Raw genomic sequence first — 19520 nt, 5'->3', positions numbered from 1 at the left:
CCCGCTCTCGCGGGCGCCCCGCTCCCGCGAGGCCTGGCAACGTCGGTACCCCGGCCCGCCCAGGGCCGTGAAATTCGCGTGGTACCCGCGCGCATTCAAACAGGTCGTGGCGCGCCCCGGTACTCCACGGTTGTCGCTGGCTGCACAGGGTGACGTACCGAGCCCGGAGAGTTCACCTCGTGGCCCGAATAGGTAGCCTCGGACACCGTGATCGAGCGCGTCGCCGTCGTCCCGCACCCCCCGCTCCTCGTACCCGAGCTCGTCGTCGCCGACGATCCGAACGTGCGCGTCGTGCGGGACGCCTGCCTGGCCGTCGCCGCCGACCTGGCCGCCGCCACACCCCGCTGGCTCGGGATCGGCGCCGATCCGGCCGGGCCGGCTGACCTGGACGCGGACGCGGCCGGCACCTTCCTCGGCTACGGCGTCGACGTCGTGACGCGCCTGTCCGGCAACGGCGCCACGCCCGACCCGGCCATGCCACTGCCCGCGCTCGTCGCCGGCTGGCTGCGCGAGCAGGTGGGCGCGGCGGAGGTTCCCGTCCGGCTCATCCGGCCCGACCTGCCGCCCGAGCAGTGCCGCGAGCTCGGCGCGCGGCTCGTCGCCGAGCTGGCCGACGACCCCGTCGGCCTGCTGATCCTCGGGGACGGCTCGCACCGCCACGGCGAGCGCGCGGTCGGCAGGCCCGACCCGCGCGCGGGCGGCTTCGACGACGCCGTGCACGCCGCGCTCGCCGCGGCCGACCCCGCGGTGCTGCTCGCCCTCGACCCGGACGAGGCCGCCGCGCTCGGCGCCGTCGGCCGCGCGCCGTGGCAGGTGCTCGCCGGCGTCGTCGGCGCGGACGGCCGGCGCTGGAAGAGCACGGACGCCCGCCGGCTCGTCCCGTTCGGCGTCGCCTACCACGTCGCCGTGTGGGAGCCGGTGCGATGAGACCCGTCGCGATCGTCGGCCCCACCGCGACCGGCAAGTCCGCGCTTGGCGTCGCGCTGGCCGAGGCGCTCGGCGGCGAGGTCGTCAACGCCGACGCCATGCAGCTCTACCGGGGCATGGACATCGGCACCGCCAAGGTCACCGCCGCCGAGCGCCGCGGCGTGCCACATCACCTGCTGGACGTCCTCGACGTCACCGAGACCGCGTCGGTCGCCGCCTACCAGCGCGAGGCCCGCGCCTGCGTCGAGCGGCTGCTCGGCGAGGACAAGGTGCCCGTGCTCGTCGGCGGCTCCGGCCTCTACGTCCGCGCCGTGCTCGACGATCTGGACTTCCCCGGTACCGACCCGGAGATCCGCACCCGCCTGGAGGCCGAGCTCGAACGCGTCGGCGCGGCCGCCCTGCACGCCCGCCTCACGGTCGCGGACCCGATCGCGGCGACCGCCATCCTGCCGTCCAACGGCCGCCGCGTGGTCCGCGCGCTGGAGGTCATCGAGCTCACCGGCCGCCCGTTCTCGGCGACCATGCCCAAGGCGGGCCCCGCCCGCTACGACACCATGCAGATCGGCCTCGACCTCGACACGGACGAGCTCGACCGGCGGGTCGACGCGCGGGTGACCGCGATGTTCGCCGCCGGCCTGGTCGACGAGGTTCGCACGCTCGAGCGGCACGGCCTGCGGCTGGGGCGCACGGCCTCCCGCGCGCTGGGCTACCAGCAGGTTCTCGATGAACTCGACGCCGACGAGGACATGGCCCGCGCCGCCGCCGCGACCGCCCAGGCCACCCGCCGCTTCGTGCGCAGACAGCGCTCCTGGTTCCACCGCGACGACCGTGTCACCTGGCTCGACGCCGCCCGTCCCGACCTGGTCACCGCGGCCCGCGAGCTAGCCTGAGCCTGTGGGTGTTCCCTTCCTCAAAGGCCACGGCACGGAGAACGACTTCGTGCTGCTGCCCGACCTCGACGCCGCCCTCGACCTGACCCCCGCCCGGGTCCGCGCGCTCTGCGACCGGCGGGCCGGCATCGGCGCGGACGGCGTGCTGCGGGTCGTGCGGGCCAAGGCGATCGCGGACCGTCCGTCCGATGTGGACGACGAGCTGTGGTTCATGGATTACCGCAACGGGGACGGGTCCGTCGCGGAGATGTGCGGCAACGGCGTGCGCGTGTTCGCCCGCTACCTCGCCGACGCGGGGCTGGTGGCCGGGCACGAGTTCCCGGTCGGCAGCCGCGCCGGCGTGCGCGACGTGGTGATCCGGCCGGACGGCGACGTCGCCGTCGACATGGGGCGGGCGCGCGTGACCGGCGAGTCCACCGCGACCGTCGGCGACCGCATATTCGCCGGGGTGGCCGTGGACGTCGGCAACCCGCACCTGGTCTGCGCCGTGGAGCGGATCGACGACCTCGACCTCACGGCCCGGCCCGGCTACGACCCCGCGGTGTTCCCGCACGGCGTCAACGTCGAGTTCGTCGTGGTCGACGCACCCGACCTGATCCGCATGCGCGTGCACGAGCGCGGCGTGGGGGAGACCCGCTCGTGCGGCACCGGCACGGTGGCCGCGGTGACCGGCGTGCTGCACGCACGCGGCGCGACGACCGGGGCGGCCACGGTCGAGATCCCGGGTGGCCGGGTCCGCGTCGAGGTCGGCGAGAACACCTCCGTGCTCACCGGGCCCGCCGTTTTCGTCGCGCGTGGCGAGCTGGATCGTGCCTGGTGGATGGTCGTGGCGGAATAAACCGGCTCGATCCGTTCGCTGAACCATGGGACTATTCGTCCAACGCGCATCGGATCAGACGCATCGGATAAGACAACGGATCAGACGGAGGGTTTCACCACGTGACGGAGAATCTCAATCAGGGTTATACCGATGACGGGCTGACCGACCTGGCTGAGCTCTCCGCAGGCGAACTCGAGCTCTCCGAGCGGGCGGCGTTGCGCCGGGTCGCCGGTCTTTCGACCGAACTCGCGGACATCACCGAGGTCGAGTACCGCCAGCTGCGGCTGGAGCGGGTCGTCCTCGTCGGCGTGTGGACCGAGGGCAGCGCCGCGCAGTCGGCGGCGTCGCTCGCGGAGCTGGCCCGGCTGGCCGAGACGGCGGGCTCGCAGGTGCTCGACGGGCTCGTGCAGCGCCGTGACCGGCCCGACCCCGCCACCTACGTCGGCTCCGGCAAGGTCCAGGAGCTGTCCGGCGTGGTCGCGTCCGTCGGCGCCGACACCGTCATCTGCGACGGCGAGCTCTCGCCCAGCCAGCTGCGCCAGCTGGAGTCCCGGCTCAAGGTCAAGGTCATCGACCGGACGGCGCTGATCCTCGACATCTTCGCCCAGCACGCGCGGTCGAAGGAGGGCAAGGCCCAGGTCGAGCTGGCCCAGCTGCAGTACTTCCTCCCGCGCCTGCGCGGCTGGGGCGAGGCGCTGTCCCGGCAGGCCGGTGGCCGCGCCGGTGGCGGCACCGCCGGGGTGGGTCTGCGTGGTCCCGGTGAGACGAAGCTCGAGACCGACCGCAGGCGCATCCGGGCCCGGATCTCCAAGCTGCGCAAGGAGATCGGCGCGATGGGTACCGTGCGGGACATCAAGCGCGGCCGTCGCGTCGCGAACGAGATCCCGAGCGTCGCGATCGCCGGGTACACCAACGCCGGCAAGTCGAGTCTGCTCAACGCCATGACCGGGGCCGGGGTCCTGGTGGAGGACGCGCTGTTCGCCACCCTGGACGCCACCGTCCGCCGCACCACCACGCCCGACGGGCTGCCCTACACGCTCACCGACACGGTCGGCTTCGTGCGGCACCTGCCGCACCAGCTGGTCGAGGCGTTCCGGTCGACACTGGACGAGGTGGCCGACGCCGACCTCATCGTGCACGTCGTCGACGGCGCCGACCCGAACCCGGAGTGGCAGGTCGAGGCCGTGCGCGAGGTGCTCGGCGAGATCGCCGACCGGCGCGAGGAGGGGCTGCCGACCGAGCTCGTCGTGGTCAACAAGACCGACGCCATGGACGAGGTCACGCTCGCCCGGCTGCGCCACCTGCTGCCCGGCGCGGTGTTCGTCTCCGCGCACTCCGGTGCCGGCATCGCCGAGCTGCGCGAGCGGGTCGCCGAGCTCCTGCCCCGGCCGTCCGTCGAGGTGGAGGTGCTGGTGCCGTACACGCGTGGCGAGCTGGTCGCGCGGGTGCACCGGGAGGGCGACGTGCTCACCGAGCGCCACACCGAGCAGGGAACGGTGCTGCACGCCAAGGTGAAGGCGGATCTCGCCGGATTGTTGGAGAATTTCTCCGTGAACGGCACATCGGCCTGATCCGTATACGTAGTAGCGAATACCGTAGGACTCCAGATCGGTCACGATCGGGTCACGGAGGTGTGGTGTGCGGCTAGCTGTCCTAGCAGTTTCTCTGCTGCTCGGGCTGACGATCCCTGCCCAGGCGGCAGCCGCCCAGCCGGCTCAACCGGCCAAACCGGCGAACAAGTGCACGAACAAGGACCCGGCGCTGGCCGAGCTGTCCGGTCTGTGGGCGGACAAGGAGCGGTGGTACGCGGTCAACGACGGCGGTGAGAAGGCCACGGTCGTGGTCCTGAAGAAGGACTGCACAGTCGAGCGGCAGATCGTCGGCCAGGTCGACCCCTTCGACGTCGAGGATCTCGGCCGCGCCCCGGACGGCACGTTCCTGCTCGCGGACGGCGGCGACAACAACCTGGAGCGCACGACCGCTGCCATCATCGCGCTGACCCCGGCCGGCAAGTCGACGCTGTACCGGATGACCTACCCGGACGGCAAGCACGATGCCGAGGCCATGCTGGTCGGCACGAACGGCGCGCCGTACTTCATCACGAAGGACGTGGGCAACGCCGGCGTCTACTCGCCGGTCCGCCAGCTCAAGAGCCCCGGCCCGACGCCCATGAAGAAGGTCGCCACCATCAAGCTGGCGGCGACCAACACGCCCGGCGGCCCGGTACCGGGCGCCGTGGGTTCGCGGACCGTCACCGGCGGCGCGGTCAGCTCGGACGGCAAGGTCGTGGCGGTGCGCACCTACACCGACGCCTACCTCTACGCCGCGCCGGACAAGGACATCGTCAAGGCGCTGAACACGAAGCCGGTCCGCGTCCCGCTGCCGAACGAGGCGCAGGGTGAGGCGATCGCGTTCGAGCCGGACGGCTCGCTCGTGTCGGCGTCGGAGAAGGTCGGCCAGCCGATCCGCCTCGTGGCCAAGGCGACCGAGCTGGTCGCGAAGCAGACGGAGGCACCGCCCGCCCAGCAGTCCGGCTCGCAGAAGCCGCCCGAGTCGGCCGCGCCCGCGCCGCCCGGCGACATCGCCAACAGCGCCAGCAGCGTCTCGAAGCAGGGCATCCCGATCGTGCCCGCGGCCGGCGTGGCGATCCTGCTGGTCATGGGCGTGCTGGCGTCGCTGCGCTGGCGCGCCTCGCGGTCCCGCCGCCGGTTCTACCGCGGCGGCTGAACGAGGCGCTCGGCCACCACGAACAGCAGTTCCTCGCCGCCGGGGTTGGCGACGAGCTGCAAGCCCGCCGGCATCCCGTCAACCAGGCCGGCGGGCACGGACAGCGCAGGCAGCCCGAGGACACTCCACGGGCTGGTCTGCGACAACAGGGCGGCGCGGACGTCGACCTCGCGCCCGCCGGCGCTGGTCCGCCGCGCGCCGATGGGCGGCGCGGTGATCGGCAGCGTGGGCAGCGCGAGCACGTCTTGGCCGTCGAACAGCGTCTCGACGGTGGCGACGGCGCGGCGCCGGTGCTCGAGCGCACGCACGTACTCCCAGCCGCGCACCTGCTCGGCGACGCGCAGCCGGGCGACGAGCTCGTCGCCGAAGAGCTCGGGCGCGCGGGCGACCCGTTCGGCGTGGATCTCGTAGGCCTCGGCGCTCTGGATGAGGCGGTAGTCGGCCAGCAGCACGCGGGCGTCCGGCACCTCGACGGTCTCCGCGTCGGGCACGAGCTTGCGCGCCGCGGCGGTCACGGCCTCGTCGGCCGGGTGGAACGCCTCCGGCTCGACCCAGCCGATCCGCACCGGTCGCGTGGACGCTTCGGGGGCTTCGCGGCCGGCCAGGACGCGCCACATCAGCCGGCAGTCGTCGATCGTGCGGGCGAGCGGGCCCACGGAGTCCAGGGTCGGGGAGAGCGGGAACACGCCGTCGACCGGGACCGCCCCGTAGGTGGGTCGCAGCCCGGTGACTCCGCAGGCCGCGGCGGGAATGCGCACCGAGCCACCGGTGTCCGTGCCGACCGCGAGCGGAACGATGCCCGCGGCCACGGCCACCGCCGATCCCGCGCTGGACCCGCCGGACATGGCGTCGGGCCGGTACGGGTTGTGCGCGGGGCCGTGTGCAGACTTGTCGCCGGTGGGCCCGTAGGCGAACTCGTGCGTCACGGTCTTGCCGACGACGACCGCGCCCGCCTCGCGCAGCCGGCGCACGCACTCGGCGTCGCGGTCGGGTACGCGGTCGGCGAAGTGCCGGGAGCCCATGGTCGTCCGCAGCCCCGCGGTGTCGACGAGATCCTTGACCGCGACCGGGATCCCGTGCAGGGGACCGCGATCCACTCCCGCGGCAAGCTCGTCGGCGGCGCGGTGCGCGGCGGCCCGGGCACCCGGCTCGTCGACGGTCACGAAGGCGTTGAGCGTCGACCTCGCGGCCTCGGCCAGCGCGTGTTCCACCAGGTCGGCGGCGCTGCGCCGGCCGGTCCGCAGATCCGCGGCGAGCCCGGCGACGGTGTGCGTCGCGAAGAAGCCGGCGCCGGGCGGCGCCTCGATCACAGGCGGCGCAGGACCGCCACGACCTTGCCGAGGATCGTCGCGTCGTCGCCGGGGATGGGCTCGTAGGCCTCGTTGTGGGGCATCAGCCAGACGTGGCCGTCCTTGCGCTTGAACGTCTTGACCGTGGCCTCGCCGTCGATCATGGCGGCGACGATCTCGCCGTTCTCGCCGGTCGGCTGCTGGCGTACCACGACCCAGTCGCCGTCGGTGATCGCCGCGTCGACCATCGAGTCACCGGTGACGCGGAGCAGGAACAGCGCTCCCTCGCCGACGATCTCCTTGGGCAGCGGGAACACGTCCTCGACGGCCTCCTCGGCGAGAATCGGACCACCGGCGGCGATGCGACCGAGGACCGGGACGTACGCCGGCTGGGGCGCGTTGTCGGTGTCCTCCTCCATCGTGTCCTCACCGACCAGCGTCGCGGCGCCGACCTCTTCCACGGGCAGCGGCTCGGCGTCGGGCGGCAGAACCCCGATCGCCCGCGGCCGGTTGGGGTCGCGGCGCAGGTAGCCCTTCTGCTCCAGCGCGCGGAGCTGGTAGGCGACGCTGGAGGTGGAGGTCAGGCCGACGGCCTCGCCGATCTCCCGGACGCTCGGCGGGTAGCCGAAGCGCTCCACCCAGGTGCGGATCACCTCGAGCACCTCACGCTGCCGGACGGGCAGCTCGGCGTCGTCCCGGTCGAGGTCCGGGAAGCTGCGTAGGTTCCCCTTGAGGGGCTTCCGCTTGGGGACACCCTTGGGTATCCCTCCGGGTTTGCGTGGCACTGCCCTTGCCTCCCTGCGAGCCGGTCGTTTGTTCGAACGTCCGGCTGTGACTGTCTGTTTCAACTGCGACTTCGACGTTAACCGGCTGCGACGACGAGATCAAACACCTGTTCGACGACACGCCGGACGGTTCTCGTTTTTGTCAGTGCCCCGTGGTACAAATTCGCACGAGGGTTCGATCGAACGACTGTTCGAGCTTCGGGCAGGTGTTCGAACGCGTCAGGAGGCAGTCATGAGCGTGACGACGCACAGGACGACGCAGCACACTCGGCACGCCGAGCCGGCGATTCCCCTGCAGCGCGGGCGCCGCGATGCGGTCGCCCCGCCGAGTCGCCGGCGTGTCACGCGCGCACCGCGGGTCATGCCACGCACGGCCTGCGAACCACGTCGTCAGCACCTGCCCGTGTCCTTATTGCTCGCCGTCGCGGGCGTGGCGTGTGCCGCCGTCGTCGGCCTGGGGGTGTTGTCGGGCTCCGGTGCCGAGTCGGTTCCCCATCGGACGACGGTTGTGCGGGTGGAGCCCGGGGAGAGCTTGTGGGAGCTCGCGGGGCGGGTTGCGCCGGGGAGCGACGCTGACGCAGTCGTGGATCGGATTCGGGAGCTCAACGGCGGTCTGGAGGGTGGGGTCACGCCTGGGCAGCCTCTGACGGTTCCTGCTGAGTGAGTCTGGGTTTCTGGGGCCGGGTGGCCGGGAACGCGGGGGCGCGCTGGCGACGATCTTGCCTCCAGCTCACTGCTTCTTGATCAACGGCGGACCCGCTCGATCCCTCGATCCAGTGCGGCTGGGTAGTTGGCGTACACCGGGATGGGCAGGCCGCCAGACCTGCCCTGATTGGCGTGTCCAAGGCCACGAGGGAGGCGAGCTGAGCGGCCTTGAGCCGCACGACGACCGCACGACGACCGCACGACGACCGCACGACGACCACGCCGGCCACGGCTCCTCAACCCATGAGCCTCGGCCAAGCCGTCAACCCGGCCCCGACATGCTCCAGGCCCGTCCCTCAAGCGCCCCGGCCCGGCCCGGACCCAAAGTCCGCCACGGCCGCCCAGCGCGGCCGCCACGTGCGCCTCATCCGAGGCTCGCCACCCAGTTCGGGGCTCGCCGCGTGGCCCGTTCGGAGCACCGCACCAAGCCTCGTCGGCATGCCCACAAGACCGGCCACTCACGCCCTCTCCGCCACGGGTGAGCACCGCCCAGGACACCCGAGGAACACCCGTCCGTCCGCGTGTCGCACCTTGGGACGACTTGCATCATGTGGCGTCTAGGCTTAGTGTCGACCACAACATCTAGTAGTTACAGGCTTGTAGTTAGTCCACAGGTTGGGCCACGTTGTCCACCGGCCATCCACAAGATGATCACCAGGTGGGCTGACCTGCGGGCGTGAAACGCCACGAGGGGTGATCTGGGATGCGGTGTCCGTTCTGCCGCCATGCGGACTCCCGGGTCGTCGATTCCCGAGAGGTCGACGAGGGCCAGGTCATCCGGCGCCGGCGGTCGTGCGCCAAGTGCAGCCGGCGGTTCACCACGGTCGAGGAGGCGGTTCTCGCGGTGGTGAAGCGCTCCGGCGTCACCGAGCCGTTCAGCCGGGAAAAGGTCGTCACCGGGGTTCGCCGGGCGTGTCAGGGGCGTCCGGTCGACGAGGACGCCCTTCAGCAACTGGCCCAGCTGGTCGAGGAGACGATCCGCTCGACCGGCGCCGCCGAGGTGCCGAGCCACGAGGTCGGGCTCGCCATCCTCGGTCCGCTGCGCGAGCTCGACGAGGTCGCCTACCTCCGGTTCGCCAGCGTGTATCGCTCCTTCTCCTCCATCGAGGACTTCGAGAAGGAGATCGCGGGGTTGCGGGGAACAAAGGACGAATGAGGCGGCAACGAGTCAGGAACGGGCCACACCGGCCGGAGACGTCAGGGCGGACGTCCGTGCCAGGGGTAGCGATCAACGAGGGAGAGGGACTGGTCATGACGGAGACGGTCGGCGCGTCCGCGGGGCACGACGCCCAGGAGGCGAGCCGGGGGCTCACCGTGCGGCGTGTGCACACCACGCAGGGCGTGCACCCGTACGACGAGGTCACGTGGGAACAGCGTGACGTGGTGATGACCAACTGGCGCGACGGCTCGGTGAACTTCGAGCAGCGGGGCGTCGAGTTCCCCGAGTTCTGGTCGGTCAACGCGACGAACATCGTGACCAGCAAGTACTTCCGCGGCGCGGTGGGCACCCCGGTCCGCGAGCACTCGCTGCGCCAGCTGATCGACCGCGTTGTCAAGACCTATGTGGACAGCGGGGTCAAGCACGGCTACTTCGCCACTCCGGCCGATGCCGAGACGTTCGAGCACGAGCTCGTCTGGATGCTGCTGCACCAGGTGTTCAGCTTCAACTCGCCGGTCTGGTTCAACGTCGGAACGTCGTCGCCGCAGCAGGTTTCCGCCTGCTTCATCCTCTCCGTCGACGACACGATGGACTCGATCCTCAACTGGTACCGCGAGGAAGGCCTGATCTTCAAGGGCGGCTCCGGCGCCGGTCTGAACCTCTCCCGCATCCGCTCGTCCAAGGAGCTGCTCTCGTCCGGCGGCACCGCCTCCGGCCCCGTCTCGTTCATGCGCGGCGCCGACGCGTCCGCCGGCACCATCAAGTCCGGGGGCGCCACCCGCCGCGCCGCGAAGATGGTCGTCCTGGACGTCGACCACCCCGACGTCGAGGAGTTCATCGAGACCAAGGCCAAGGAAGAGCAGAAGATCCGCGTCCTGCGCGACGCGGGCTTCGACATGGACCTCGGTGGCGCCGACATCACGTCGGTGCAGTACCAGAACGCGAACAACTCGATCCGTGTCTCCGACGACTTCATGCACGCGGTCGAGAACGGCAACGACTTCGGCCTGCGCGCCCGGACCACCGGCGAGATCCTCGAGCGGGTCGACGCGAAGTCCCTGTTCCGCAAGATGGCGCGTGCCGCGTGGGAGTGCGCCGACCCCGGCATCCAGTACGACGACACGATCAACGACTGGCACACCTGCCCCGAGTCCGGGCGGATCACCGCGTCCAACCCGTGCAGCGAGTACCTGCACCTGGACAACTCGAGCTGCAACCTCGCGTCGTTGAACCTGATGAAGTTCCTGCGTGAGGACGGCACGTTCGACGCGGAGCTGTTCAGCCGCTCGGTCGAGCTCGTGATCACCGCGATGGACATCTCGATCTGCTTCGCGGACTTCCCCACCGAGCCGATCGCCGACACCACGCGCAAGTTCCGCCAGCTGGGCATCGGCTACGCCAACCTCGGCGCGCTGCTGATGGCGACCGGCCACGCGTACGACTCCGAGGGCGGTCGCGCGCTCGCGGCGAGCATCTCCTCGCTGATGACCGGCACCGCCTACCGCCGCTCCGCGGAGCTGGCCGGCATCGTCGGCCCGTACGACGGCTACATCCGCAACGCCGAGGCGCACCAGCGGGTCATGCGCAAGCACGCCGCGGCCAACGACCTCATCCGCACCTACCACCACAACGACACCGCGGTGCAGAAGCTCGCGACTCGGGAGTGGCAGGAGGGCCTGCGGGTCGGCGCGTCGAACGGCTGGCGCAACGCGCAGGCGGCGGTGATCGCCCCGACCGGCACGATCGGCCTGATGATGGACTGCGACACGACCGGGATCGAGCCCGACCTCGCGCTGGTGAAGTTCAAGAAGCTGGTCGGCGGCGGCTCGATGCAGATCGTCAACCAGACCGTGCCGCGTGCGCTCAAGGCGCTGGGCTACCAGGACGAGCAGATCGAGGCGATCGTCGAGTACATCGCCGAGCACGGGCACGTCGTGGACGCGCCGGGCCTGCGCCGCGAGCACTACGAGGTGTTCGACTGCGCGATGGGCGAGCGCTCGATCGCCCCGATGGGGCACGTGCGCATGATGGCCGCGGTGCAGCCGTTCATCTCGGGTGCGATCTCCAAGACGGTGAACATGCCGGAGGCGGCGACCGTCGAGGACATCGAGCAGATCTACTTCGAGGGCTGGAAGCTGGGCCTGAAGGCGCTCGCGATCTACCGCGACAACTGCAAGGTCGGCCAGCCGCTGTCGGCCGGCAAGGGCGCGAAGGGCACGGCTGAGCCCGAGAGGATCATCGAGTACCGCCCGGTTCGCAAGCGTCTGCCGAAGAAGCGCCCGTCGCAGACGGTGTCGTTCACCGTTGCCGGTGCCGAGGGCTACCTGCACGCGGGCTCGTACCCGGACGACGGGCTGGGCGAGATCTTCATCAAGCTGGGCAAGCAGGGCTCGACGCTGGCCGGCGTGATGGACGCCTTCGCCACGTCCATTTCGGTGGGCCTGCAGTACGGCATCCCGCTGGAGTTCTACGTCTCCAAGTTCCAGAACCTGCGGTTCGAGCCGGCCGGCATGACGGACGACCCCGACCTGCGGATCGCCACCAGCGTGCTGGACTACATCTTCCGCAGGCTCGCGCTGGACTACCTGCCGTACGACAAGCGGGCGCAGCTGGGCATCTTCACCGCGGACGAGCGCGCCGCCCAGGTCAGCACCGACTACGGCGCACCGTCCGACGTGGACATCGAGGGCATGCGTGTCTCGGTCGACTCGACGCCGGCCCGGCCGGCCGTCGAACCGGCCAAGGCGGAGACGCCGGAGATCACGGAGGCGCACAGCTCCACCGAGCTGCTGGAACTGCACCTCGGCAAGGCCGCCGACGCCCCCCTGTGCATGACCTGCGGCACGAAGATGCGCCCGGCAGGCTCGTGCTACGTCTGCGAGGGCTGCGGCTCGACGTCCGGCTGCAGCTGACCGACGTATCTCCCCTCGTCCGTCTCGTCAGGAGGCGGGCGAGGGGATAGTCGTATCCGGGTCAGCTCGACGCCGCGGGGTGCCCACACCACTGTTGAGACTGACCGGTCTGGCTCACCGGTGTTAATTTCGACAGGTGGGCAAGCGAGACCGCGAGCGGGCGCAGCGGCGCGAGCTGATCGTGCAGACCGCCCGTGACCTCGCGGAGGCCGAGGGCTGGGCCGCGGTCACCACCCGCAGGCTCGCCGAGCTCATCGAGTTCAGCCAGCCCGTGCTGTACACGCACTTCGCCGGCAAGGACGCCATCATCGCGGTCGTCGCGGACCGGGGGTTCGCACAGCTCGCGGAGGAGCTGGCCCGGGCGCGCGCGGAGTGGCCGGACGACCCGATCCGCGCGGTCGTCGGGGCGTACCTGGGCTTCGCCGACGCGAACCCGGCGGTCTACGACGGGATGTTCGGCCGCGGCCTGCACTTCGCCACATCCGACCCGCCGGCCTCGCTCCGGGAGGCGTTCGCCGAGCTGCGCGCCACGGTCACGCGCTACGCCCGCGGCACGGACCCCACCATCCTCACCGAGGTCGTGTGGAGCGCCCTGCACGGCCTGGTCACGCTCACCCGTGACGGCCGGCTGAGCGAGAACCGGCAGAAGGAGCGGCTCGCCGCGATCGTCGCGCTGGTCCGGCCGTGACCGTCACAGGGCCGCCGCTGACCCGTACCGGCTCGCCGGTCACCGCCGTGTTCGCCGGTGAGCGGAGGAACGCGATCGCGGGCGCCACCTCCTCGGGCGCCAGCAGCCGGCGGATCGGCGACGCCTGCTGACCGGGCAGGTGGACCTGCTGCTCGACGAGGCGTCCAACCACCTGTCGCTGACGCTGGTCGGGGAGCTGGTCGTCGTGTCGCATGACCGGGCGCTGTGCCGCCGGTTCCGCGGCACGCAGCTCGAGCTGGTGGGTGGCCGGCTAGTCGCCCAGCCGCTCCCACAGGAACTCGAACACCAGCGCCCACTTGAACGCGAGCTGCTCGTTGTCCGCGGCCGCGCCGTGGCCGCCCTCGATGTTCTCGTGGTAGCGCACGTCGTGGCCGAGCTCGCGCAGGCGCGCCACCATCTTGCGGGCGTGCCCCGGGTGCACCCGATCGTCCCGTGTGGACGTGATGACGAGCGTCGGCGGGTACGGCGGCTCGGCGCGGACGTTCTGGTACGGCGAGTACTCCGCGAGGAACGCCCAGTCGTCCGGGTCGTCGGGGTCGCCGTACTCGGCCATCCACGACGCCCCGGCGAGCAGCTTGTGGTAGCGGCGCATGTCCAGCAGCGGCACCTGGATCACGATCGCGCCGAACAGCTCGGCATAGCGGGTGAGCATGACGCCCATCAGCAGACCGCCGTTCGACCCGCCCTGGATGCCGAGCCGCTCCGGCGTCGTGATGCCGCGCGCGGCGAGGTCCTTGGCCACGGCGGCGAAGTCCTCGTAGACACGCAGCCGCCGCTCGCGCTGGACCGACTGGTGCCACGTCGGCCCGTACTCGCCGCCACCGCGGATGTTCGCGACGACGTAGGTGCCGCCGCGCTGGAGCCAGCCGCGGCCGGTCGTGCCGCTGTAGGCCGGGGTGAGCGAGACCTCGAAGCCGCCGTACCCGGTGAGCAGGGTCGGTCCCTCGCCGGTCCCGACGACGAAGTAGGGGATCTTCGTGCCGTCGTCGGAGGTGGCGAAGTGTTGTGCCACGGGGATGTCGTCGGCGTCGAAGAACGCGGGCGCCCGCTTGAGGACCTCCGGTTCGCGGCCGATCTCTCCCCGGTACAACGTGCCCGGCTGCGTGTAGCCGCTGGCGTTGAGGAAGTACTCGTCGCTCTCGTCCGGGTCGGTGTCGAGGATGTCGGCCGAGCCCACCTCGGGCACGCCGTCGAGGGCGGCGCGCGACCAGCCGTCCGGGCCGGGCGTGAGCACCGCGAAGCGGCTCTTGACGTCCTCCAGCGTCGCGACGATCAGGTGGTTGCGGGTCCACGCGTGATAGGCGAGCGAGGTGTGCTCGTCCGGCTCGAACAGCACCTCCAGGCGGCGCTCGCCGGCGAGGTAGTCGTCGAACCGCGCGGCGAGCAGCGCGCCCGGCGGGTAGGTCGTGTCGCCGACGGTCCACGCCGAACGCGTGCCGATCAGCAGCCACTCGCGGTGTGCGGACGTCTCGGCGTCGTCCGGCACGTCGATCCGCACGAGGCCGGACTGGGTTCGCAGGTACTTCTCGGTGCGGTAGAAGTCGAGGTTGCGGAACACGAAGTCGCGCTCGAACCCCTCGGTCGGGTCGTGGTACGCCCCGGCCGACACGTCCTCGGGCTTGCCCTCGTACACGAGGGTCGCCTCGGTGAGCGGCGTGCCGCGCCGCCATTCCTTGGCGATGCGCGGGTAACCGGAGTTGGTCAGCGAGCCCTCGCCGAAGTCGGTGCCCACGTAGACGCGGTCCTCGTCGATCCAGCCGACGCGGCTCTTCGCTTCGGGCAGCGTGAACCCGTCCTCGACGAATTCCAGCGTCTCCAGGTCGAACTCGCGCACCACGGCCGCGTCCGCGCCGCCCCGGGACAGCTCGACGAGTGCCCGCCGGTAGGCCGGCCGCAGCGCCGTCGCGCCCTGCCAGACCCAGTTCTCCTCCTCGGCGTTCGCGAGCGCGTCGACGTCGATCACGATCTCCCACTCGGGGTCGGCCGTCCGGTAGGACTCGAGCGTCGTGCGGCGCCACAGCCCGCGCGGGTTCGTGGCGTCCTGCCAGAAGTTGTAGAGGTACCGGCCGCGCCGGCGCACGTACGGGATCCGGTCGTCCGCGTCGAGGACCTCACGGATCTCGTCCCGCAGCTCGCCGAACCGTGGCACCCCGGTCAGCTCGTCGACGGCCTCGGCGTTGCGTTGCCGAACCCAGTCCAGCGCGGTCTCACCCGTCACGTCCTCGAGCCAGAGGTACGGGTCGTCATCACTCATGGCACCAGTCTGCCTGCGATGCGACGCTCGCGGCGTCAGCGGTCGCCGAGGTTGCGCATCGCCTCGGCGACCTCGTCCGGCGCCAGCGCGCGCCGGGGGAGCGGGCTTGCCGCCGGCGCGCGAAAGCCGTCGAGCATGAACGCCAGATGGCGGCGCCAGGCGTCCGGGGCATGCCGGCCGGTTGCCTCGATCGTGCGGGCGACGCTCCACAGCACGAACGCGAAGTCGCCGTCGCGGAAGTCCGCGCGAAGCGCACCCGCTCGCTGCGCGCGGTCGACGATCTCCAGGACCAGCGCGTGGCCCTTCGCCTTGAGCGCTTCGATCTCGGTGGCCTCGGGTAGGGAGCGCGCGCAGAGCTCGTTGTACCCGCGGTCGGCGGCCTGCAACTCGCACGTCCGTTCCAGGAACCACGCGAACCCTTCCCACGGGTCCGGCTTCGTCGCGGCCCGCCCGGCCAGCTCGACCGCCGTCGCGACCTTGCCCGCGAGCGCCGCGTCGACGAGCGCGCCGCGGGTGGGGAACCGGTTGTACAACGTGCCGATGCTGACGCCCGCCTCGCGCGCGATGTCTTCCAGCGGCACCTCGAGCCCGCGTTCGGCGAACACCTGCCGCGCCGCGACCACGAGGAGGTCGCGGTTGCGCTGCGCGTCTCGGCGCAGCGGTCGGGCGTCCGGCTTCACGGTGTCATCCTAGTAAGTTGAGGCTCCTTTCAAGTTGATGGTACGGTCGGCTGAACTTGAGGGCATTCTCAACTTAGGGGGGTGATCGTGAAGACCGCTGCCATCTTCGGTGCCGGGCCGGCTCTCGGCCTATCCGTCGCCCGCCGGTTCGCCGCCGAGGGCTTCCGGATCGCGCTGGTCGCACGGGGCCGGAAGAACCTCGACTCGCTGGCCGCCGAGCTCGGCGGCGAGACGGCCACGTTCGTCGCCGACGTGCTCGACCGGACCCAGCTCGCTGCCGCCGTCGAGGCGATCGAGAACCGCTTCGGCCATATCGACGTCGCCGTGTACAGCCCCAACGGCCTCGATCAGCCCCGGGTCGGCGTCCTCGACGTCGACCCCGACGGCCTGCCCACGCAGCTCGACCTGCTCTTGCTCGCGCCGATCGCGCTGACCCGGCTGCTGCTCCCCGGCATGCGCGACCGCGGCGACGGCGCGCTGCTGTTCGCGTCCGGCACCAGCGCCCTCGAGCCGGTGCCGCAGCTCGGCAACGTCGGCATCGCGCTCGCCGCGATGCGCAACTACGTGCACAATCTCAACGGCGCGGTGGCCGGCGACGGCGTGTACGTCGGCGTGGTACCGATCGGCGGCCTGATCAAGCGCAGCGCAGTGGAGGCCCTCCTCGCGACCTCGGCCGGCGCCGCACGGTTCGGCGACTTCGACGCGGAGGATCTGCGCCTCGCCGTCGTCGACCCGGACGAGATCGCCGCGGTGTTCTGGGACCTCTACGTCAGGCGCGATCGCCCCGAACAGGTTGTCACCGCACTCGCCGCCCGCGACCCGGCCTGACTCAACCCACCACGGTGTCGTCCGCGTGGGCCGCGTATTCGGCCGCACGAACCTCGGCCACCAGCCGGTAGCGGGCGACCCGGTCCGTCCACTCGGTACGGACACCGAACGCGGCGTCCGCGAACGCCGTGTCCCGGATGGCGTCGGCCAGCTCGTCGGCCCGGTCGGCGGACAGCACCCGCACCGGGTCGCCGACCGCGGTGCTGTGCGGGGGCACGAAGAACTCGGCCGGCAACATGGTCCGCGCGTGCACCAGCGCGCCCACCGCGACGGACGCTCCCTCGCCCGTGCGGGCCAGATGCAGCACCGTCGCCTGGGCGGCCAGGTACGTACACGGCCCGATCGTCGCGCCGAGAACCGTCGCATGTGGACCGACGAACGCGTGATGTCCGACCGACACAGCAGTGTCCGCGTCGGTGACCGCTGTCGCCCGCAACACCGCGTGCTCGGACACGATTGCTTTCTCGCCCACGTCGACCCGCGAGCCCTCCGCGTCGAGCACCGCCCCGTAGAGGATCTTCGCGCCCGGACCCACCCGAACGTCGCCGACCAGCGTTGCGTTGGGCGCCACCCACGCGGTCGGGTCGACCCGCGGTTCGGCTCCCCGGTGCCGGATCAACATGTCCCCGATGCTCGTCCGGTCGCGGACGGTCGGCTGGCGGAAATCGGACGTGGCGTTAGGTGCCGCAGACCGACGCAACGGTCGCACCGATCGCTGAGACATGCCGCCGGCCGCTCAACTACGTCCCGGGGCTGGCCTGGCCGTTCTCAGCCGCGTCGATCTCGGTCAATAGCACCGCCTTTCGCTCGTCCGGGCAGAACGCCGCGCGTACGCCTGCCCTCGCCAGATCCGCCAGCTCGGACCGGCCGAGGCCGAAGTGTTCGTGGCACAGCAGGTACTCCCTGTTGAGGTCGGTGTGGAACATGCCCGGATCGTCGGTCGCCAGCGTGACGGGGACGCCCGCGTCGAGCAGCTTGGGTAACGGATGCTCGGCGAGCGAGCGCACCGCCTTGGTCCGGATGTTGGAGCTGGGGCAGACCTCGACCGGAATGCCCTCACCGGCCAGATGGGCGAGGAGCTCGGGGTCGGCGACCGCGCTCGTGCCGTGGCCGATCCGTTCGGCATGCAGATCGCGCAAGGCGGACCAGATCGTCTCCGGGCCCGTCGTCTCGCCCGCGTGCGGCACGAGGTGCAGGCCGCCGGCACGCGCCATGTCGAACGGCTCCCGGTACATCCCCCGCGGCACGCCGACCTCGTGGCCACCCAGGCCGAACGCCACTGTCCCATTTGGACGATGGCGCAGCACCCACTCCACCGTGGCGATGCCGTGGTCGTAGCCGAGCGAGCCGGCGATGTCGAACACCCACGCCAGCTCGACGCCGTGCCGCTCGCGAGCCCGCGTCCGGCCGACGGTCAGCGCCTCGGCGAGCTCGTCCGGCTCGATGCCCGTCGTCAGGTGCGTGACGGGCGTGACTGTGACCTCGGCGTACCGCACCGCGTTGCGGGCCAGGTCCGCGGCGAGGCCCTCGACCAGCGCGGTGATGTCCGCTCCGGTGTTCACCAGCGTGTTGACCTTGATGTAGACCTCGATGAAATGAGCGAAGTCGGTGAACTCGTAGAACGCGACGAGCGCATCCCGCTCAGTGGGGACCTTCTTGTCCGGGTGGCGCCTGGCGAGCTCGAGAACCGTGTCGACGGACGCCGAGCCGACGAGGTGGACGTGCAGCTCGGCCTTGGGGAGGGCGGAGATGAAATCGAACACATGACCATATTGCCCGAGCGTGCCCTTTGGATTTCAAGCCACGATCGGGTGATCCAGTCACGTGGACTCATCACGGTATCCATATTTGGTTGGTGATCTGTTTACTGCCGAACTAGCCGGTAGGTCTTCCACGACATGTGCGCGGCGTGGTCCGATCATCACGTCCCGTTGCTTTCTCCGTGGAGGTAGCAGATGCGCAGATTCCGTGCGATCGCCGCGTTAGCCGGCGCGGCGCTCGCCTCGACCGCCGTGGCGGTGTTCGGCGCGGCTCCGGAGGCCGCCGCCGCGCCCGCGTACCAGATGCCCTTCCCCTGCGGGCAGGTCTGGGAGGGGCAGACCCGCAGCGACCACAGCCCGCCCAACGCCGTGGACCTCAACCGCACCAACGACGACGGCGACCCGGTCGCCGCGGCCGCCGCGGGCCGCGTGTCTCGCGTCGCCAACGAGGGCTCGACCAGCTACGGCCGCTGGATCGAGGTCGACCACGGCGGCGGCTTCACGACCCGCTACGCACATCTGTCGGTGCAGCGGGTGGCGGTCGGCGACCAGGTCGCCCGCGGCCAGCTCATCGGCAACGTGGGTTCCACGGGCGGATCGACCGGCCCGCACCTGCACTTCGAGGAGCGCTCCGGCAGCACCGCGGTCAAGATCTCCTTCAACGGCTCGCAAATCCTCTACTGGGGATCGCGCAGCTACACCAGCCACAACACCTGCGAGGCCAACAACCCGTACACCCCGCAGGCGGCCTGTGGCAGCGGGTTCCAGGTGATCGACCACGCCGCGCTCGGGTCTGCCGGCACCGCGTACCTGCTCTACAACGGCAGCTCTAACTGCGTCGCGACGATCAAGGCGACCTCGATCGGGAATGCGTCGGCGACATCGGCGTTCCTCGAGGTCCAGGGCGGCACGCGAACAACCGACTCCGGCTCGTTCGCCTACTACGCCGGTCCGGTCAAGAAGTCGGCGGCCGGCAAGTGTGTCAAGTGGGGCGGCTCGGTCGGCTCCAACAGCTACACCAGCCCGTTCGAGCACTGCGGATGAGCTGAACCGGAGTGCCGGCGCGACGCGCCGG

At 71.1% G+C, this 19520-nt stretch carries 17 protein-coding genes; 10 read left to right on the top strand and 7 right to left on the bottom strand.

Going from position 1 to position 19520, the window contains the following annotated elements; genetic code table 11:
- Positions 1-207: 207 nt before the first annotated feature.
- The 5 genes from VH969_RS22100 (at position 208) to VH969_RS22080 (ending at position 5364) form a co-directional block, all read left to right on the top strand.
- Entirely contained in the window at positions 208-927 is a 720-nt protein-coding gene (locus tag VH969_RS22100; protein ID WP_331977222.1) for a class III extradiol ring-cleavage dioxygenase family protein, read from the top strand.
- A complete protein-coding gene (gene miaA / locus VH969_RS22095) occupies positions 924-1817 on the top strand; it encodes a tRNA (adenosine(37)-N6)-dimethylallyltransferase MiaA (RefSeq protein ID WP_331977220.1) in 894 nt (297 codons plus the stop codon). The genes VH969_RS22100 and miaA overlap by 4 nt, the downstream gene beginning before the upstream one ends.
- A 4-nt stretch (positions 1818-1821) precedes the next feature.
- A complete protein-coding gene (gene dapF, locus VH969_RS22090; RefSeq protein WP_331977218.1) occupies positions 1822-2655 on the top strand; it encodes a diaminopimelate epimerase in 834 nt (277 codons plus the stop codon).
- Between the two features lie 101 nt (positions 2656-2756).
- The gene (hflX, locus tag VH969_RS22085; protein WP_414638601.1) at positions 2757-4208 is read left to right on the top strand and encodes a GTPase HflX; all 1452 of its coding nucleotides are present in this window, start codon (positions 2757-2759) and stop codon (positions 4206-4208) included.
- A gap of 67 nt (positions 4209-4275) precedes the next feature.
- Positions 4276-5364, top strand: coding sequence for a hypothetical protein (locus VH969_RS22080; protein ID WP_331977216.1), 1089 nt, complete (start codon positions 4276-4278; stop codon positions 5362-5364).
- On the opposite strand, the gene VH969_RS22075 is transcribed toward VH969_RS22080, so the two are convergent.
- Both VH969_RS22075 and lexA read right to left on the bottom strand, forming a co-directional pair.
- On the bottom strand, positions 5349-6674 hold the full coding sequence (locus VH969_RS22075) for an amidase (RefSeq protein WP_331977214.1): 1326 nt from the start codon (positions 6672-6674) through the stop codon (positions 5349-5351). The two genes, VH969_RS22080 and VH969_RS22075, sit on opposite strands and share 16 nt — an antisense overlap.
- A complete protein-coding gene (gene lexA / locus VH969_RS22070) occupies positions 6671-7336 on the bottom strand; it encodes a transcriptional repressor LexA (RefSeq protein ID WP_331977250.1) in 666 nt (221 codons plus the stop codon). Before lexA ends, VH969_RS22075 begins: the two co-directional genes overlap by 4 nt.
- 1510 nt (positions 7337-8846) lie before the next feature.
- Between lexA and nrdR the strand changes: the two genes are divergently transcribed.
- From nrdR to VH969_RS22055, 3 genes are all read left to right on the top strand, one after another.
- On the top strand, positions 8847-9299 hold the full coding sequence (gene nrdR, locus VH969_RS22065; protein WP_331977212.1) for a transcriptional regulator NrdR: 453 nt from the start codon (positions 8847-8849) through the stop codon (positions 9297-9299).
- A gap of 95 nt (positions 9300-9394) precedes the next feature.
- Positions 9395-12214: a vitamin B12-dependent ribonucleotide reductase gene (locus VH969_RS22060; RefSeq protein ID WP_331977210.1), complete on the top strand. Its 2820-nt coding sequence runs from the start codon at positions 9395-9397 to the stop codon at positions 12212-12214.
- Between the two features lie 136 nt (positions 12215-12350).
- Positions 12351-12902, top strand: coding sequence for a TetR/AcrR family transcriptional regulator (locus VH969_RS22055; RefSeq protein WP_331977208.1), 552 nt, complete (start codon positions 12351-12353; stop codon positions 12900-12902).
- On the opposite strand, the gene VH969_RS34565 is transcribed toward VH969_RS22055, so the two are convergent.
- The 3 genes from VH969_RS34565 to VH969_RS22040 are packed head-to-tail and all read right to left on the bottom strand — an operon-like array spanning position 12826 to position 15857.
- The gene (locus tag VH969_RS34565) at positions 12826-13116 is read right to left on the bottom strand and encodes an SDR family oxidoreductase (protein WP_414638600.1); all 291 of its coding nucleotides are present in this window, start codon (positions 13114-13116) and stop codon (positions 12826-12828) included. The two genes, VH969_RS22055 and VH969_RS34565, sit on opposite strands and share 77 nt — an antisense overlap.
- A 57-nt stretch (positions 13117-13173) precedes the next feature.
- Positions 13174-15177, bottom strand: a complete 2004-nt coding sequence (locus tag VH969_RS22045; RefSeq protein ID WP_331977204.1) for a prolyl oligopeptidase family serine peptidase — start codon at positions 15175-15177, stop codon at positions 13174-13176.
- Between the two features lie 35 nt (positions 15178-15212).
- Positions 15213-15857, bottom strand: a complete 645-nt coding sequence (locus tag VH969_RS22040) for a TetR/AcrR family transcriptional regulator (RefSeq protein WP_331977202.1) — start codon at positions 15855-15857, stop codon at positions 15213-15215.
- Between the two features lie 87 nt (positions 15858-15944).
- On the opposite strand from VH969_RS22040, the gene VH969_RS22035 reads away from it, so the two are divergent.
- A complete protein-coding gene (locus tag VH969_RS22035; RefSeq protein ID WP_331977200.1) occupies positions 15945-16685 on the top strand; it encodes an SDR family oxidoreductase in 741 nt (246 codons plus the stop codon).
- 1 nt (position 16686) lies between these two features.
- On the opposite strand, the gene VH969_RS22030 is transcribed toward VH969_RS22035, so the two are convergent.
- Entirely contained in the window at positions 16687-17307 is a 621-nt protein-coding gene (locus tag VH969_RS22030; protein ID WP_331977198.1) for a gamma carbonic anhydrase family protein, read from the bottom strand.
- A gap of 118 nt (positions 17308-17425) precedes the next feature.
- On the bottom strand, positions 17426-18448 hold the full coding sequence (gene add, locus VH969_RS22025) for an adenosine deaminase (RefSeq protein ID WP_331977196.1): 1023 nt from the start codon (positions 18446-18448) through the stop codon (positions 17426-17428).
- Between the two features lie 192 nt (positions 18449-18640).
- On the opposite strand from add, the gene VH969_RS22020 reads away from it, so the two are divergent.
- Positions 18641-19489, top strand: coding sequence for a M23 family metallopeptidase (locus VH969_RS22020; RefSeq protein WP_331977194.1), 849 nt, complete (start codon positions 18641-18643; stop codon positions 19487-19489).
- Positions 19490-19520: the final 31 nt, after the last annotated feature.

The organism is Actinophytocola sp. (assembly GCF_036555685.1).
Classification (GTDB): Bacteria; Actinomycetota; Actinomycetes; order Mycobacteriales; family Pseudonocardiaceae; genus Actinophytocola.
This window is presented reverse-complemented; position numbering and strand designations above follow the sequence as displayed.

Coding starts and splice junctions, on each gene's coding strand:
- VH969_RS22020 (WP_331977194.1), top strand. CDS start 18,641: ATGCGCAGATTCCGTGCGATCGCCGCGTTAGCCGGCGCGGCGCTCGCC.
- VH969_RS34565 (WP_414638600.1), bottom strand. CDS start 13,116: ATGCGACACGACGACCAGCTCCCCGACCAGCGTCAGCGACAGGTGGTT.
- VH969_RS22060 (WP_331977210.1), top strand. CDS start 9,395: ATGACGGAGACGGTCGGCGCGTCCGCGGGGCACGACGCCCAGGAGGCG.
- VH969_RS22045 (WP_331977204.1), bottom strand. CDS start 15,177: ATGAGTGATGACGACCCGTACCTCTGGCTCGAGGACGTGACGGGTGAG.
- VH969_RS22030 (WP_331977198.1), bottom strand. CDS start 17,307: ATGTTGATCCGGCACCGGGGAGCCGAACCGCGGGTCGACCCGACCGCG.
- miaA (WP_331977220.1), top strand. CDS start 924: ATGAGACCCGTCGCGATCGTCGGCCCCACCGCGACCGGCAAGTCCGCG.
- nrdR (WP_331977212.1), top strand. CDS start 8,847: ATGCGGTGTCCGTTCTGCCGCCATGCGGACTCCCGGGTCGTCGATTCC.